At 64.6% G+C, this 15,054-nt stretch carries 19 protein-coding genes and 1 pseudogene; 15 read left to right on the top strand and 5 right to left on the bottom strand.

The window, feature by feature from the left end:
* Nucleotide 1: 1 nt before the first annotated feature.
* The 5 genes and pseudogenes from NA5_RS03415 to NA5_RS03400 all read left to right on the top strand — a co-directional run bounded on the left by NA5_RS03415 (nucleotide 2) and on the right by NA5_RS03400 (nucleotide 1,462).
* Entirely contained in the window at nucleotides 2-304 is a 303-nt protein-coding gene (locus NA5_RS03415; protein ID WP_062981812.1) for a hypothetical protein, read from the top strand.
* A 188-nt stretch (nucleotides 305-492) separates the two neighbouring features.
* On the top strand, nucleotides 493-708 hold the full coding sequence (locus tag NA5_RS03410; RefSeq protein WP_062981810.1) for an Rv3202a family protein: 216 nt from the start codon (nucleotides 493-495) through the stop codon (nucleotides 706-708).
* Nucleotides 680-925 (top strand): annotated as a pseudogene (locus NA5_RS42045) (cold-shock protein); the annotation flags it as partial. The gene NA5_RS03410 and the pseudogene NA5_RS42045, both read left to right, overlap by 29 nt.
* 88 nt (nucleotides 926-1,013) lie before the next feature.
* Nucleotides 1,014-1,229 carry a hypothetical protein gene (locus NA5_RS42040; protein ID WP_062981809.1) on the top strand — a complete coding sequence of 72 codons (216 nt, stop codon included), beginning with the start codon at nucleotides 1,014-1,016 and terminating at the stop codon, nucleotides 1,227-1,229.
* A 44-nt stretch (nucleotides 1,230-1,273) separates the two neighbouring features.
* Nucleotides 1,274-1,462 carry an AAA family ATPase gene (locus NA5_RS03400; protein ID WP_062981808.1) on the top strand — a complete coding sequence of 63 codons (189 nt, stop codon included), beginning with the start codon at nucleotides 1,274-1,276 and terminating at the stop codon, nucleotides 1,460-1,462.
* Nucleotides 1,463-1,896: 434 nt separating this feature from the next.
* Here the strand turns inward: NA5_RS03400 and NA5_RS03395 are convergent, their stop codons facing one another.
* Nucleotides 1,897-2,394: an SPW repeat protein gene (locus NA5_RS03395; protein ID WP_084483880.1), complete on the bottom strand. Its 498-nt coding sequence runs from the start codon at nucleotides 2,392-2,394 to the stop codon at nucleotides 1,897-1,899.
* A gap of 137 nt (nucleotides 2,395-2,531) precedes the next feature.
* Between NA5_RS03395 and NA5_RS03390 the strand changes: the two genes are divergently transcribed.
* On the top strand, nucleotides 2,532-2,963 hold the full coding sequence (locus NA5_RS03390) for a MarR family transcriptional regulator (protein WP_062982350.1): 432 nt from the start codon (nucleotides 2,532-2,534) through the stop codon (nucleotides 2,961-2,963).
* A 17-nt stretch (nucleotides 2,964-2,980) separates the two neighbouring features.
* On the opposite strand, the gene NA5_RS42785 is transcribed toward NA5_RS03390, so the two are convergent.
* The 4 genes from NA5_RS42785 to NA5_RS03365 all read right to left on the bottom strand — a co-directional run bounded on the left by NA5_RS42785 (nucleotide 2,981) and on the right by NA5_RS03365 (nucleotide 7,046).
* On the bottom strand, nucleotides 2,981-3,472 hold the full coding sequence (locus NA5_RS42785; RefSeq protein ID WP_062981807.1) for an STAS domain-containing protein: 492 nt from the start codon (nucleotides 3,470-3,472) through the stop codon (nucleotides 2,981-2,983).
* A gap of 563 nt (nucleotides 3,473-4,035) precedes the next feature.
* The gene (locus NA5_RS03375) at nucleotides 4,036-4,488 is read right to left on the bottom strand and encodes a hypothetical protein (protein ID WP_157110210.1); all 453 of its coding nucleotides are present in this window, start codon (nucleotides 4,486-4,488) and stop codon (nucleotides 4,036-4,038) included.
* A gap of 325 nt (nucleotides 4,489-4,813) precedes the next feature.
* The gene (locus NA5_RS03370) at nucleotides 4,814-6,001 is read right to left on the bottom strand and encodes an Ig-like domain-containing protein (protein WP_062981804.1); all 1,188 of its coding nucleotides are present in this window, start codon (nucleotides 5,999-6,001) and stop codon (nucleotides 4,814-4,816) included.
* A 199-nt stretch (nucleotides 6,002-6,200) separates the two neighbouring features.
* The gene (locus tag NA5_RS03365) at nucleotides 6,201-7,046 is read right to left on the bottom strand and encodes a 3-hydroxybutyryl-CoA dehydrogenase (RefSeq protein ID WP_062981802.1); all 846 of its coding nucleotides are present in this window, start codon (nucleotides 7,044-7,046) and stop codon (nucleotides 6,201-6,203) included.
* Between the two features lie 442 nt (nucleotides 7,047-7,488).
* On the opposite strand from NA5_RS03365, the gene NA5_RS42780 reads away from it, so the two are divergent.
* The 9 genes from NA5_RS42780 to NA5_RS03315 form a co-directional block, all read left to right on the top strand.
* Nucleotides 7,489-8,370 carry a hypothetical protein gene (locus NA5_RS42780; RefSeq protein WP_062981800.1) on the top strand — a complete coding sequence of 294 codons (882 nt, stop codon included), beginning with the start codon at nucleotides 7,489-7,491 and terminating at the stop codon, nucleotides 8,368-8,370.
* Complete coding sequence (locus NA5_RS03355; RefSeq protein ID WP_245672073.1) at nucleotides 8,367-9,011, top strand: class F sortase; 645 nt, start codon at nucleotides 8,367-8,369, stop codon at nucleotides 9,009-9,011. Before NA5_RS42780 ends, NA5_RS03355 begins: the two co-directional genes overlap by 4 nt.
* A gap of 394 nt (nucleotides 9,012-9,405) precedes the next feature.
* Complete coding sequence (locus NA5_RS03350) at nucleotides 9,406-10,203, top strand: GNAT family N-acetyltransferase (RefSeq protein ID WP_062981798.1); 798 nt, start codon at nucleotides 9,406-9,408, stop codon at nucleotides 10,201-10,203.
* A complete protein-coding gene (gene infA, locus NA5_RS03345) occupies nucleotides 10,200-10,424 on the top strand; it encodes a translation initiation factor IF-1 (protein WP_062981796.1) in 225 nt (74 codons plus the stop codon). The genes NA5_RS03350 and infA overlap by 4 nt, the downstream gene beginning before the upstream one ends.
* Nucleotides 10,425-10,579: 155 nt before the next feature.
* Nucleotides 10,580-11,077: an alpha/beta hydrolase gene (locus tag NA5_RS03340; RefSeq protein WP_245672072.1), complete on the top strand. Its 498-nt coding sequence runs from the start codon at nucleotides 10,580-10,582 to the stop codon at nucleotides 11,075-11,077.
* A gap of 253 nt (nucleotides 11,078-11,330) precedes the next feature.
* Complete coding sequence (locus NA5_RS42025) at nucleotides 11,331-11,630, top strand: FAD-dependent oxidoreductase (RefSeq protein WP_062981794.1); 300 nt, start codon at nucleotides 11,331-11,333, stop codon at nucleotides 11,628-11,630.
* Nucleotides 11,631-11,767: 137 nt separating this feature from the next.
* On the top strand, nucleotides 11,768-11,920 hold the full coding sequence (locus NA5_RS42020) for a hypothetical protein (protein ID WP_245672071.1): 153 nt from the start codon (nucleotides 11,768-11,770) through the stop codon (nucleotides 11,918-11,920).
* A 626-nt stretch (nucleotides 11,921-12,546) separates the two neighbouring features.
* Nucleotides 12,547-13,161, top strand: a complete 615-nt coding sequence (locus NA5_RS03325) for a hypothetical protein (RefSeq protein WP_063813161.1) — start codon at nucleotides 12,547-12,549, stop codon at nucleotides 13,159-13,161.
* An 818-nt stretch (nucleotides 13,162-13,979) separates the two neighbouring features.
* Nucleotides 13,980-15,054 (top strand): Ppx/GppA phosphatase family protein (locus tag NA5_RS03315; protein ID WP_245672070.1); only part of this gene is annotated, 1,075 nt, incomplete at its 3' end.

Here is a 15,054-nt window from a genome sequence, read left to right as displayed (position 1 = left end):
TATGACCGGAATCGATGCGCTCGACGTCTACGACCCGCTCGATGAGCGGCTGCTGATGCTCGACCCCGATGTCCAACCGCTATTCGCCGAAATCGATGACATCCTAGCCGAAGCCCTTGCGCGCGAACCGGTTTCGGGACGGCGGAAGTTTCGGGCGCGAGCACCCCGCCCATCCGGCGACGGACGCCGCGATCGGCTGACGCCGAGGTTGACAGGTCGAGTGCCGCCGAGAATGCGTGCGACCCAGCGCGGCCCTCCGCACCTCGAGCGGTTCGGCAACGTCCACGAGATGAAAGTGAGGTGATGACACCGACAATTCCCGACCGATCCGCGGGGTGCGAGGACGGCGATGTCCGCCGACCAAGCGCAATCGGCCACTGCCCGCGGATCCGTTTCTCGCAAGTCACGTACTCCTTCGCGGGGCGGGCCAGAGCGATCACATGGGCCCGCCCCCTTTATCCCGACACCAGTGCACGACGTAGGAGGTCGACCATGACCACGTTCTCCGACCGTGACCAGGCAGACCACGCCGATCAGCGCACCCTCGTCCACGACGCCGACCACGACGTCGGCTTGGACACCCGCGCACTGCATCCGGTGGCCGAACGCATCCGCGCCGCCTTCGACGCCGCCGACATCACCGACCGAATCGAGCAATCCTTCATCACCCCACTACCCGATGACGACGATTACCCCCTCGCCTACTGACACCCATCCACATACCGGCGCCGACCGGATCGGCTGGCGGCATGGCACCGTCGCCTGGTTCAACTCCGAGAAAGGCTTCGGATTCCTCACCCCTGATGACCGCACCGCGGCGGTCTTCGTCGAATACTCGAGCATCGAAACCCCCGGATACAGAACACTTTCCGCGGGCCAGCCCGTAGTGTTCACCACCGAGCACACTCCGCGCGGACCGCAAGCCGATCGCGTCCGCCCCTACACGCGCACCCTGCCCGATCCAGCCAAGAACCATCTCACCCGTTCTCGAACACCGGAACCACACAGCACCGATGGCACTCCACAACGTTCCCCGGTACGCCTTGACCTTGCTCATCGGCCTCACCCTGCTCGCCGCCCCGCCGATCACCCTGCTCCTGCTGACCGCGACACTCGGTTGCGCCATCCTCGCCGCCGTACTGCGAGAACCACGTCCGAGCGGTGATCACGGCGTCTCGGCGAGCCAGCGCCCGCTGTCGAATACTCGTGGCGCGCCACTCGGCGCTTAGTTGCCGGGGGCGTGCTTGTTCGCGCTGGACGGGGACAATGAGGTATGGCCCAGCCAGTCCTGACCGTGGTGACCGGTCGACCAGGCACTGGGAAAACGACCCTCGCCCACACCCTCGCCCGCGAGCTCGGCTGCCCGGCGATCGTCCACGACGAGGTCGCCCAGGGCATGGTCCTGGCCAACTCGCCGACCCGGACCGCAGGCCTCGTCCCGGCCTTCGAACGGCCCGCATGAGTTCGACCCTGCCATCGGTGAACTGCCCACGCTGACCGTGGACACCACACACGGCTACCAGCCCGGACTCGTGGCCATCTCCCGCTTCGCGACCCGGTCGGACCCCGGCGAAGCCCTCGAGACCTGAGTCCCGAACCGCGCCGAGTGTGCGCCAGGCCCGAAAGCGCGCTGATCGTTCATGCGGGGTTCGCCGATGGCGTCTCGAGCACGGTCCATCATTGCCGCGAATGGTCCGAAGGGCTCGAGGACTCGATGCCGGTGTGCGCCCGGAAGCACGCCGGGTTGACACGAACCGACCCGACTACGCACTGCGCAGCCGGGTCGTTCGCTTCGAGGTGCTAGTGCACCATCGACTTCACTGTTCCGCGGCGGGGGAACCGCCGATCGCGCTGCGGCGAAGCGGTTTCAGTTTCGCCGTCGGCATTGTGGTCGTTTCACCCTGTGGTCGTTTCCGGTGGCAGCCCGGAGGGACGAGGGGTTCGAGTCGCGGCGGGTGTCTGGCCGGTGAGTCGTGTGGTCCGCCTCATCCCGAGCAACATCGACCCCAGGCCGAGTAGGACGGCCAGTGCGCCGGAGACGACGTTGTTCCAGATCGTCGATGTGGTATCGACGTTCCCGCTGACGATCCACGGAGCAAGGATCGTCCAGAGGCCGATCAGCGGAGCAGCCCAGACGATGCCGTGGGTCCGGCCGAATACCGAGGCGAATCCGACTGCCAGCATCGCGAGAGCGATACCGACGATGAGGTTGTTGCCGGTCAAGGTGGACAATCCGTTGAATCCGACCACCCACGGTGAGATCGCGATATACAGCCCGGTCAGAAAAAGCAGTCCGGTAACCGCCTGCGCGTCCGGCGCCTCGGAAGCGCGCTCGTACTTTTCCCGCAACTCCACGATGTCGGGATGCCGACTCATCATGGTTTCACTAGTCATTTCCACCACTCCTCGGACGTAGTGGCGAATAAAAGCTCTGTCGAGCCGGGGCGGCCGAGACCGGTCCGGAACACGGCCGTCCTGATCGCCGCACTTATATCATGCTGTGATAATATCACTGCATGATGGATGGGTCGATGGAGTCAACCGCCCACCTGACCGATCAGGAGTACTCGAGGTTGCTGGCGTTCCGGACCGGGCTGCGCCAGCTGATGCGGTGGAGTGAGCGCCGGGCGGCCGAAGTGGGACTCACCGATACCCAGCATCAGCTGCTGCTGGCGATCCGGGGACATTCCGATCCGGACGGGCCCAGCATCGGTGATATCGCCGGATATCTGTCCGCTCGCCACCACAGTGTGGTGCAACTGATCGATCGCACCGAGCAACTCGGCCTCGTCGCCCGCAGACGACGAGAGAGCAAGGATCGCCGGGTCGTCCGACTCATGCTGACGGAGGCGGGCAAGCAAACCCTGGCCCTGCTCGGGCGCACACATCTGGAAGAACTACAGCGACTGGCCCCGCTGCTCAGCGCACTGGACGATCTCGCACCGGTGCCACAGGCCGGGTGAGCACCGGGGCCGCGTGCTCATCCACGACCGTGCCGCTTCGCCACTTCACGCAGCGCATCGTCGAGATTGGCGAAGGTGTCGAAGCATGCGGACATACCGCTGGCCGCGATCGCATGGTCCACGCAGTCGGTGCCGGTGACGAGGTACATCTCGTGGGTGTGCTGCGACCACACTCGAGCGTCGTCGAGCACTTCCAGACCTGCCACTCCGAGAAATCCGAGTTCGGACAGGTCGATGACGATTGTCGGGGCGGCGGTGTGCAGCGTTGCGAGCAGTTGCCGCTCGAACTTCGCCGCGGTGCACGAGTCGACCTCACCGAGCACGCTGTACAGCGTGACACCGACACATGGCCGCGTTCGGACGACACGGACGTAGGCCGACCGTGATCGTCGGCGCACATCGGTGGGCGAGGTCAGGCCACGGCGTGCGAATTCTGGAATCGAGGGTCCGACGAGGCCCGAATCCGTGGGATTGCTTCTTCTCGCCGTAGCCAGGTATTTGAATGGCATGTGAATCCCGCATTCTGCTCGCACTCGCGCGATAGATATGGGCCGAAGATTCCTGCCGTCCAGTTGTCGATGGCCGCACCTGGGGGTGCTACCGAGGTCCCGGGCTGTATACCCCAACCCCGACTGATCATCCTCACCTTGATCTTACCGGCCTAGCGGTACAGGCGATCCGACGGAATCGACTCACCCAGGGGCAGGCCCGGTCGGATCGGGGCGGGTGGCACCCGCCGGGATCGAGCGTCCCGTCGAAAATTCGATCGATGCGGACGTCGTCGTGAAACCATTCCAGATGCCGAAGATTCGGGATCGCCGCTACGAAAGACCCACGAAACCACCCGGTGTCCAAAGAAGGTTCGGACGCACCGTGCGGAGGGCTATCTCGTTGGCAGGCAAACGGAATCGTTAGCAGGCCACCCGCCGTGGCTACTCGACACGGCGAATGACCGGTTTGGTTATGGCAAATTCGCTGCAATAGCGCGCACGCACCGATGCGTAGCGCAGCGGGAAAGAAATCCGGCCCCCGCGGGGTGACGCGGGGGAAGCGGTGGTCTACCGAGACCGAATCAGGAGGCGGGCTTCGGGGGCTGGTTCAGGTCCCTGATACCGGCGATCGAATTGATGATGTTGAGGATGGCGGAGGTGCCGCCGTCGAGGGCCGAGCTGCCGGAGTCGAGCATGGCGGAACCGGAGGACGAGCCTGCCGAACCCGTAGATGAACCGCCGTCGGCCGAACCCGAGCCCGCCGAGCCGGTGGCGGCGGAGTTGGCGACGGGGTTAGCGGCGGAGGCCACCGCGACCGGGCCGAAGAACAGGGCGGCGGCGGAGACGGTTGCGGCGGCGGCAAGGGCCTTGCGAGAGATCATATATGGAGCTTCCTTTTCACAGGTGGATAACGACGCCATCACGTCGCACACCGCAAATGTTATGAAAAAGAAATCGGCAAATCCACTTCCAGCATTGTGCGAATAATCACGGTTAATAATCGGCAAACGATACATTTTGCCGAGGTAACGCAATTTGATCTTTACCTATGCTACGAATTGCAAGATCAAATTCGATTGATTCTTCGACGGTTTCGCGTATTGGTATGCGGCGGGCACGATCTCGTCGGCGACATTCGATCCAGGCACGGCGCGACCTAGAGCCGACGACGAGCTAGGGGCCCGGCATTACCGGGCAAAAGTGCCGCGCCACGCGGCAGCCGGACACACTCAGGACCCGAGACCGTCCTGACCGCCCCTCCCATGCCCTGGTATAAGGCTGCCGACGTTGCGGCTCAGCACTCAGGTGGCCGGTGGTTCACAGAGGCAAGTCACCGAGATGGGGGCCTGGTTTTCCGTGTCACGTGTGGGTGCCGCCGCGAAGCCAGTCGGACCAGGGGATGCCCCAATCACCGTTCTGCCAGATATCGAGTGGGTCACCGCCGGTGTTGCGGACCTCCACGACATCGCCGGGAATGACGAAGTCGTAGAACCATGCGGCATCGTTGGGGGAGAGGTTCAGGCAGCCATGTGAGACGTTGGTGTTGCCTTGGGCCCACATGCTTGCGGCCAATTCGTGCACGAAGATTCCGTCGTGGCTGATGCGGACCGCGTGGTTGATGCTCGTGCGGTAGCCGAGCCCGGAGTTGCTGGGCAGGCCGTAGGTGGCGGAGTCCATGATCACCGGGTCTTTTCGGTCCAGCACGGTGTATATACCGGGGCGAGTCCAGAACGACATGTATCTGCCGCCGACGACCGCGGTGCCGCCACGGCCCATCGATGTGGGCATGGTGCGCACCAGGTTTCCGTTGTCGAAGACCTCGATCTGTTTGGTGTTGTCGTCGGCGATCGCGACGTGTGCGGGGCCGATGATCACCGACACCCGTTGGTCGCGCAGGCCGTAGCGGCCCTCGCCGAGCGCGACGCCGAAGAGTTCGGCCGCGATCGTGATCCTGGTTCCCGGTGCGTGATATTGCTCGGGCCGCCAGTGTGCGTTCTGATCGTCGAGCCAGTACCAGGCGCCGGTGACGGCGGGTTGGGTGGTGACTTTCAGGTGGGATTCCGCGGCCGCCCGGTCGACGGGTTCGTCGAAATGGGCGACAAGCACGAACCCCACGCCGTAGGTGTCGTTTTCGGTCAGCTCGACGAGATTGGCGGACCGCAGCGAGACGTCGATCAGTTGTCGCGGTTGTACGGTGGCGCAGGTTGTTGTCGCGGTGACGTCGCCGGTCTCGCCGTGTGCCACGGCTTTCGCGGTGTAGGTATGTCCGTAGCCGAGTGGCTCGGCGCTGGTCCATGTTCGTTGATCCGGTGCCGATACGCCCGGCAGTGGTCTGCCCGATTCATCGATCCATTCGACCGACAGCAGCGTCCCGTCGGTGACCGTGACCGTGCCGGGGGTTCGGGCATCGACGTCGTGGACGCCGGGTGGGGGATCGAATCGGAGTGTGGCGGGTTTGGGTTCGGGTTCTCGCTGCCCGCATCCGGCCAAGGCCAGGGCACCGGTACCCGCGAAGCCGATCAGCAGCCGACGACGTCCCAATGCCACGGGGTATCTCCCTTCGCTGGGTACAGGGCAGACCTCTCTGCGCCAGCATGTGGCAGCGACGCGCCGACCGAGGTACCAACGAGCGGGATCTCCACCGATCCGTCGCACAACCGACACCGTTCCGCGATCGATCCGGTTTCTCGAGACGGTCCTCGTGGGTCCGCCCGCGCTCGTCGCGCGGGCGGCCGTTCACGATGGATCAATAGGTATAGAAACCTCGGCCAGACTTGCGGCCCAAGTATCCGGCGTCGACCATGCGGCGTAGCAGTACCGGTGGCGCGTACTGGGGTTCGCCGAACTCGGCGTAGAGGGACTCCGCGACGGCGAGCGTGACATCCAGGCCGACAGTGTCGGTCAGGCGCAGCGGACCCATCGGGTGGGCGCAGCCGCTGACCATCCCCTCGTCGATGTCCTCGGCGCTGGCGAACCCGGTCTCGAACATGCGGATCGCGTTGCACAGGTACGGGATCAGCAGGGCGTTGACGATGAATCCGGCCTGGTCCTTGGATTCGATGGTGCGCTTGCCCAGTACGTCGCGAGCGTAGGCGGTCACCTTGTCGACGACCGCGCGCTCGGTCTTGAGAGTCACGACAATCTCGACCAGCGGCAGTACCGGGACCGGGTTGAAGAAGTGCACACCGACCACCCGGCCCGGCTCGGCGGTGGCGTTGGCAAGCCGGATCACCGGAATCGATGAGGTATTGGTGGCAAGGATGGTCTCGGGAGAGACGATGGCATCCAGCTTGGTGAAGAAGTCGGCCTTGAGCGTTTCGATCTCCGGCGCCGCCTCGATGACCAGCTCGCGGTCGGCGAAATCGTCGATCGACGTGGTGAGAGTGATATTGGCGCGGGCCGCGTCGGCGGCGGCCTGTTCGAGGCGGCCGGACTTCACCGCGCGGGCCAGGGACTTCTCGATACGCCCGACGGCGGCATCGGCCGCCTCGGTATCGCGTTCGAGAACCAGGACCGACCCGCCCGCGCGGGCGGCTACCTCGGCGATACCGGCACCCATGGTGCCGCCGCCGATCACGCCGATGCGTTCCACTTCGTTTCTCCTTGCACTTGGGCTACTCCCAGCACATCCTTCTAGACCTGCCACACCCACCATCAGCTGGGCGGGCACTGTGAGGTCTGATCGGCCGCGAGCGAGCGACCGCCGCTGCAATCCGATGTCGCGAAGCGTGCTATGCCAACCTGCCCACATCGAAAACCGTTGCATACGGCAGCAATTCGACTTACGGCATTACCGCCGACGTTCCTATATCAGGGATCTGTCGACAGCCCCTAAGCGGTTTAGGGGGTTGTTCAGACGTGCGGTCTCGAATATCCCCGTTACGTTTCAGTTGACGGCTCTACGTGGGGTTGAACGGCGGTTATGACCGAATCGGCTACCGATTCGAGATCTTTGGACAATTTTCCGTAACACAAGACGCGATACATCCGACGGAGAGGTTGTCGAATAACAACTGCTGGAAGAGAACTGAACAATGTCGGCAAGAACTTTCTCGGCTGCGGTGGTCGTCGCGGCTGCCGTCGTTGTGTGCGCAACGTCGGCTGCTGCGGACCCCACGACGACAACGGCTCCCGCCCCGGGCATCGATCTCGGAGCCGACGCGGGCGTACAGATCGGCGGCGGTGGTGGCGCCTCGTCGACCGTCGGCGCGGGTGTGCCGGGCGGAGGCACCGGAAACCTCGGCGGAGGAGTTGGTGTCGGTGGGGGCGTCGGTGTCGGTGGGGGCGTCGGGACGGGTGTCGATGTGCAGGGCGGGGGCGGGCTCGGCGCCAACGTCGGTGGATCTGTCGCGCCGAGTGCCAGCACAACACCGGGAGGCAATGCCGGAGGTGGCCTGCAGGTCGGCGGCAGCGGGAATACCGGTGGCGGCGTCCAGGCCGGGGGCAACGGGAACCTCGGCGGCGGTGTGCAAGCCGGTGGCAATGCCGGAGGCGGCGGGCAAGCCGGTGGGAACGCCGGTGGTGACGCTCAGACGGGTGGGAACATCGGCGGCGGCGTCCAGGTCGGCGGTGACGTACAAACCGGGGGCAACGTCGGCGGCGGTGTGCAAGCGGGCGGGAACGCCGGAGGCGGCGTGCAGGTCGGCGGCAATGGGAACCTCGGTGGCGGCGGACAGGTCGGTGCGAGCGCCGGGGTCGGAGTACAAGCCGGCGGGCTGGGTGGTATCGACTTGGCGGCTGTTGGAGCGGGCGCGGCGGGTGCGGACATCGTGTACGGCATGACGATTCCCGTGGGCGCGACCACCGGAATCCCCGGTGGCCCTGCAGTCACCGACCTGGTCCCGCCCGGCGGGTACGTGATCCCCAAGGGCGCGCCCGAAACCGGCGCGGGCGGCATGGCGGGAGTGACCAGATGACCACATCAGGCATATCGGCCGTGTCCATGCTGAGCTCCCGCCGGAGGATGCTCGGCGTTTTCGTCTCCATAGCGGTGGCCACTGCGGCGCTGCTCTCGGGCTGCGGGTCGTCTGCTGGCACCGGCTCGACCGCGAGTACGAGCGTTGCGGCCGCGCCGACCACGGGTGTGCAGACCGCGGCGCCGATCGGCCGGTCGACTCCGATGTCGTTCAAGATCGGATCGATCAACGCCTCGGGGTCGTTGATCGCGTTGGGCCTCAATTCCGATGGCTCGGTGCAGGTGCCCGCGGATTATCAGCAGGCTGGCTGGTATCAGCAGGGGCCCGCGCCGGGTGAGCAGGGCTCAGCGGTCATCCTCGGCCACGTCGACTCCTACCAGGGTGCCGGGGTGTTCTTCGAGCTGAAGAAGGTGAAGCCGGGCGACATGATCGAGGTGTCCCGCGCGGACGGGAAGACCGCGCATTTCAAGGTCACGGACGTGCGGATGTACCAGAAATCCCAGTTTCCCGATCAGACCGTGTTCGGTGCCCGCGGCGGAGCGACCCTTCAGGTCGTCACCTGCGGCGGCGAGTTCGACCAGACCGCAAAGAGCTACCTATCCAACGTGGTCGTGTTCTCCTCACTCGACTCGGTCACCTAGACGCCCGGATCCCGAACGGCGCCGCGGCGCATCACCGCTGAACCGTCAATTCGTGGAGCCGTCACACACAGCACAGCCGAGAAGACATCGACAGGCGATTCCGCAAGGTCACCTGTGAATCCCGAGAACGTCTCGCCCGGGAGCCACAGGGCCTGCGGGATCGCCTGTGGGCTGCGTGACCCGATGTCACCGTTGTCGGCGTGCAGCGGAAAAATGATTAGCGCGGGCGATATTCGGGCTGATAGCCTCCGGGAGACCGTGCCATCACGCGAGGAGGTGAGACCCATGAACGCTGTATCGATGTGGGTGCTCCCCCTCGTGTTCACGGTTGGGCGATCGACGTAGGTATCGCCGGGAGTGCCTGAGCAACAAGGCATCCCGAAAGGCAACACCTATGAATTCTGTGAACCTCACTTCGGGCATGGGCGAGCCCTCCGTAGTGATCACGCGGGTCACACAGACGCAGTGGCACGCGATGGAGGACGACCGGGTGGTCGGCCGCAGCGACGCCTCGCGTCGCCCCGACGGGCGGATCTTCGTCAGCATCGACTCATGGCATGACGCGGTCTTCGGCCAACTCGCCGAGGCGATCTCGGCAGACCTGCCGACGCCGCTGTACACGGTGGTCGACGAGACCGACCGGCACTCGATCTCCAGTTGGGAGCGGGCCGGTTTCACGACCCGGCGGCGCGAGTGGGAATACCTCATGCCCACCGATCCGCAGGTCACTGGGCTCGACGCGGTGCTCCCGCCGCCGGGCGTCACGATCGTGTCCGCCGGTGAGGCAAAGGAAGCCCCGCTGCGCGCATTGGACCGCGAGATTCGCGACGAGGTCGAGGCAACCGTCGGATGGCAGGAGATGCCAGCCGAGGTGTTGGCCCTCCCGGACGGGAACACCATCCTGGACCCGTCGAAGTACGTGGTGGCAGCGCAGTCCGATCGATATGTGGGACTGGTGCGAGTGGTACCACGACGCCGACATGCACGCATCGGACTCGTCGCAGTCCGGGCCGATCAGCACCGTCGCGGTATCGCTCGGACGCTGCTGGCCCACGCGTTGATCGCCTTGCACCGCAACGGGATCGAAACGGCATCAGCCGATGTGAACGAATCCAACGCTGCGGCCATGGCGCTGTTCGAGGGTATCGGTGCTCGACGTGCGAGCAGCAACTTGGAGTTGGTGCTGCGATGACGAAAACTTCGAGGGGCATCGAAATAACGGGCACCATAGTCGAGTGTTTGCGCAACGCCACCTTCACGGTGGAGCTCGAGAACGGGCACAAGGTGCTCGCACACATCAGCGGGAAGATACGGAAGAACTACATCAAGATCTTGCCGCATGATCGGGTGCTCGTGGAGCTCAGCCCATACGACCTCACCCGCGGCCGGATCCTCTTCCGGTACAGGACGTAAGCGCAGGCGCACGCATCCTTTCCCGCCCGTGTTTATCGGCCAGTGACGCTGACACTGGCCGATAACCACTGGAAGAACCGGTTTTCCGGGGTTGCCTCGTTCCGATCGGCCGCAGACGGCAGCGCGGACGCTGATGCGTGTGCGGGATCCGGCGAATGTCCAACGGCCTCATCGACGATGACCGCCCGACTGGGGTGTATGTCGCGGCGTTCCTGCCCGCGCCGGGCGAAACCGCGCTCGAGCTGACGAACAAGTTCCCGGGCTCCACGCTGCCCGGCACGCTCGACCCGGTCGCGTTCACCGGGCCCGACGGCAGAGTCGGCACCGATCTGTACATCCAGCAGGCCAAGTTCCACGACCAGTTCGCCGCCGACGTGCCCGCCGACCGCGCCGCCCTGACGGGCGCCGCGCAGCGCCCGATCGCGCAGGCGGCACTGGAGGAGAAGGCTACCGTCGCCGCGTGGACGGACAAGCCCAGCTGGGACGTGATCACCACCGAGGACCTGAATATCCCGTTCGCCGCACAGTGGTTCATGGCCGAGCGGGCGCACGCACAGGTCACCGAAATCGCCGCATCGCATTCGGTGGCCGTCTCACATCCCGACCGGGTCGTCGGGGTGATCGAGCAGGCGACCCGCGACTCTGCCCACTGACCACCGCGAAAAACCTTCGAGAAGACCGTCGCGCAGCTGTCCGAGCGCGGGATCGCGGTCGATGGACCGTTCCGCGACGCCACCGGTGTCTTCCACCACGCCGGAACCCAGCACCGCGTCGCCGGGGTGGATCCGCAGCGACGCAGCTACGGTTCGTTCGCCGCGTTCACCGGTCCCGACGGCAACGGCTGGTTGCTACAGGAAGTCACTCAGCGCGCGCCGGGCCGCTGATTCCAGCATTGCCGGTGAACCCATGGCCGACAAGGAAATTCGTACCTACGATGTCGTGGTCATCGGGGCCGGGCCGGTCGGTGAGAATGTCGCCGATCGGACCCGTGCCGCCGGGTTGAGCACCGTGATCGTCGAATCCGAACTGGTCGGTGGCGAATCTTCGTACTGGGCTTGGGAACCCAGCAAGGCGCTGCTGCGCCCCGCCCTGCTCTACCGCGAGGCCGCACGGTTCCCCGGCGTCGGCGGCGCGATCACCGGACGACTCGACGCGCCCGCGGTGTTGAAGCACGGTGATCGCATGGTGGCCGATTGGAGCGACTGAGACCAGGTCGACTGGCTGGACTTCGTGCGGGTCGAGCTCATTCGCGGCCACGCAAGGCTCGACGGATCCCGGCGGGTGACCGTCCACACCTCCGAGGCTGGCATCGTAGGGCTCACCGCCCGGCACGCGGTGACGGTGTGCACCGGCACCGCCGCGGCCTGCCGCCGCTGCCGGGTCTGGATGCGTTGCAGCCGTGGACAGGTCGCGAAGCCACCAGCGCCGCGGAAGCGCCCGGTCGGCTCGCGATTCTCGGCGCGGGTGTGGTCGCTGTCGAAATGGCCACCGAGTGACCCACGCGTACTCGAGACGAGACAGTTGCCGCAGCGGCCAGAGAATGGGAACAGCGAAGTTTCGGCCAGGCGAGTTCAGGGCCCGGCGGCGATGAGCACGATGACGATCGCGCCGCGCGCATGGTAGATCACCGGGGTGTGCTGCATGCCTTCGAGGTCGGGGGACGAGGTGGTCGGGCGAGGAGAAAGGGACTCGGCGTAAAACCCCGCGGACCACAAGCTATTCGGATTTCGACAGTGGCAGCATCAAGGGCGCGCTGCCAACCTGTGAGTACGGCGACCCGGCAAGCTCTCCCAATTCGGAGGCCTGAACGTTTTGCCGTAAGGCTGGGGGCAACCTTGCGGACACCTGATCCCAAAAGTCCACCGCAACAACCATTCCCCACAGCCATGCCCCACGACATTCGACCGTCGAAGCTCGGGCAAAGGGGGAGTGTAGAGCTCGCGACGACACTCGGCCAGCGGATCCCCTTTGTGGATAATGGTCTCCGACATTGCGTTACGGCCAATATATAGATCGTCTGCATAACTATTTCGCCAGAAAGCAAGAACGCGAGCAACTTCTGGGTACTCCCTGATTCGAGCCGGGCTGGACCCGGAGGCACTATAAATGAAGAAGTACGACCATGCGTAGAGCAACGGCGCTCTTCGCCGCATTACTGTTGGCCATCATCCTTTCCTTCACCAACGAGATGGAGCCGAAGGCGCACGCCGACAACTGTATTGGCGACTGGGCCATCGGTATCGGCGGTCTCGGCGATAACACCTCGTCGGTGTTCATCCCCTTCGTGGATCAACCTGTCGGTTACAATTCGCTCGATCCGATGTCGGGATTGAACGAACTCGACCGCTTGTTCTGGCTGCATCGCAGCGAATGTCCATACGACCACATCAGGTTGATCGGGCACAGCGAAGGCGCGGGTATCGTCCACGCCTGGGTCACCGCCCACCAGGATGTCGGCGATGCCAACGCTATTCTCCTGTCGGATCCCAAGCGAGCCCCCGGGCCCGGTTGGGGTGGTCTGTCGTCGACTCCCGGGAGTGGGATCGTCGGTTATCCACTGGCCGGTGTCGACGACTGGTTCGGCGACTTTCCGGTGCTGACGGTGTGCAACCACGACGACCAGATCTGCGACACCTCGGCTGGATGGTGGGGCTATCTGTTCGGGGGTGCGCATGGTCGCTACGATTTCAACGTGTGGGACTACGGTGATTGGGATTCCGGTGTCTGGTACCGGTAGCCGGTGATTCGTGGGGATCAGTAGCCGTGCGGCACTGGTCCCCATTGGCTGAATCCGTGCCCCATCGATGTGCACACTGCCGCACCTTGATAGGTGATTTGGCAATTCGCTCCGGCATATGAGAACGAATACTGTGGGTCATGGTAACTCGCGGGTTCGATGCGCGGCAGCGGCGGATTTCCGCCCGGCACAGTATGACTGCCGTTGGAGTTCCACTGAGGATGTGCGGGCCACATGGTCGAGTCGATGATTATGGCTGGCGCATTCGGCAGGGTGACCTGCATTCCGGCATACAGCACATTCATGGACGGGGCCGGGGCTGCGAGGTCGCAACCCACCGTGCCATCCGCACCGATCGAGCAGTTCCAACTGCCCATAGCGAAATATGCTGTGCCACCGACTATTAACGGGCCAGGTTCATCATCGGCGTGCGCGTTACTCACTCCGACCAGACACGCGAGAGTACCGAGAATTCCCGCGCAAGCCCTTGCGATGGCGACGCTTCCGGCCATTAACACAACATCTCCCTCGATGCGAAGCGAGTACGAGATCTAGCCGACCCTACAGAAAAAATATCACCAAACGGTGCAATGGCAAGAGGGCCTGTCAAGTGGGCTTCCATGGTTATCGCCGCGCCGCTCACGCTCATCGACATGTGACCCCTTCGGTCCAGCCGATATGTTTGCCGAACACCACTCGTATCGGCATCGGGTCGGCCTTACCGTCGTGCACGCCGACCACCGATATCGGGTTCACCCCATAGACATGGGTTCGCCCGAGGTGGGTACGTCCCGAGGGTGAGACTCGGTGTGCTGGACGTGGGTTCGAACTCGGCGCAGTTCCTTGTCGTGGATGCCTCGCCGGGAGCGCCGCCGTTGCCGATTCGGGCATTGAAGGAGCCCGTACTGCTCGGCGAAGACATCGATGCCTTCGGGGTCATCAGCGAGCCGGGAACCGACCGCCTCGTCGAGGCGATTACACGGATTCTGTCGGCCGCGCGGCGATATGAAATCGACAGTTTCTATGTCTTTGTCACCGCCGCTATTCGTGACGCACCGAACCAACAGTTGGTGCTCGACCGCGTCGAGAACGCCGCTGGCATCCGTCCACAGTTTCTGACCGGCTTGCAGGAAGCACGCCTGACGTATTTGGCGGTGCGACGCTGGTACGGCTGGCGCGCCGGGACACTGCTCATGCTCGATATCGGTGGGGGATCAATGGAATTGGCGCTTGGGCGCGATGCCGAACCGGCGCTGGCGCTATCGCTGCCGCTGGGTGCGGGCCGGTTGACCAGGGTGTTCCTGAGCAAGGATCCACCGACGCGAGATGAGTACAAGGCGATGCGTAGCCACATCAAGGGTTGTTTGAAAGAGGTGCGTGACCGGCTGCTGTGGGAGGGCCAACCGCGGCGGGTGATCGGCAGTTCCAAGACTTTCAAACAACTGGCACGCCTTGCCGGTGCCCCGCCGCAACGGGACGGACCATTTGCGGTGCGACCGCTGCGTCATCGCGATGTGCGCGCGGCAGCGCGGCTGATGTCGACACTCTCTGCCCAGGAGCGGGCGACACTGCGCGGCGTGTCACGCCCGCGCGCCCGGCAGATATTGGCGGGGGCGTCGATCGCCGATGCCACGATGTCGACGCTGGGTATCGATAGGTTGGAGGTCAGCCCCTGGGCACTGCGCGAAGGCGTTGTCCTGCAACATATCTCCACCATGATCGCCACCGACGATGCCATGCCGCTGCGGCCGTTCACCATGCCCGAAGATCAGCCCGCCGCACCGGTGCGACTATTGACGCCGTCGTCACCGGGCCCGGACCAGGGAACGCCGCATGCGACCGCGGCCATCTCCGAGCCAGGCGGATCGACGGCATCGGACGGTAATGAGGCTT

The organism is Nocardia anaemiae NBRC 100462 (assembly GCF_001612725.1).
GTDB classification, from domain to species: domain Bacteria; phylum Actinomycetota; class Actinomycetes; order Mycobacteriales; family Mycobacteriaceae; genus Nocardia; species Nocardia anaemiae.
This window is presented reverse-complemented; position numbering and strand designations above follow the sequence as displayed.

Coding starts and splice junctions, on each gene's coding strand:
- NA5_RS42040 (WP_062981809.1), top strand. CDS start 1,014: ATGGCACTCCACAACGTTCCCCGGTACGCCTTGACCTTGCTCATCGGC.
- NA5_RS42025 (WP_062981794.1), top strand. CDS start 11,331: ATGGCCGACAAGGAAATTCGTACCTACGATGTCGTGGTCATCGGGGCC.
- NA5_RS03350 (WP_062981798.1), top strand. CDS start 9,406: ATGAATTCTGTGAACCTCACTTCGGGCATGGGCGAGCCCTCCGTAGTG.
- NA5_RS03325 (WP_063813161.1), top strand. CDS start 12,547: ATGCGTAGAGCAACGGCGCTCTTCGCCGCATTACTGTTGGCCATCATC.
- NA5_RS03390 (WP_062982350.1), top strand. CDS start 2,532: ATGGAGTCAACCGCCCACCTGACCGATCAGGAGTACTCGAGGTTGCTG.
- NA5_RS03400 (WP_062981808.1), top strand. CDS start 1,274: ATGGCCCAGCCAGTCCTGACCGTGGTGACCGGTCGACCAGGCACTGGG.
- NA5_RS42780 (WP_062981800.1), top strand. CDS start 7,489: ATGTCGGCAAGAACTTTCTCGGCTGCGGTGGTCGTCGCGGCTGCCGTC.
- NA5_RS03415 (WP_062981812.1), top strand. CDS start 2: ATGACCGGAATCGATGCGCTCGACGTCTACGACCCGCTCGATGAGCGG.
- NA5_RS03355 (WP_245672073.1), top strand. CDS start 8,367: ATGACCACATCAGGCATATCGGCCGTGTCCATGCTGAGCTCCCGCCGG.
- infA (WP_062981796.1), top strand. CDS start 10,200: ATGACGAAAACTTCGAGGGGCATCGAAATAACGGGCACCATAGTCGAG.
- NA5_RS03395 (WP_084483880.1), bottom strand. CDS start 2,394: ATGACTAGTGAAACCATGATGAGTCGGCATCCCGACATCGTGGAGTTG.
- NA5_RS03340 (WP_245672072.1), top strand. CDS start 10,580: ATGTCCAACGGCCTCATCGACGATGACCGCCCGACTGGGGTGTATGTC.
- NA5_RS42785 (WP_062981807.1), bottom strand. CDS start 3,472: ATGCCATTCAAATACCTGGCTACGGCGAGAAGAAGCAATCCCACGGAT.
- NA5_RS03410 (WP_062981810.1), top strand. CDS start 493: ATGACCACGTTCTCCGACCGTGACCAGGCAGACCACGCCGATCAGCGC.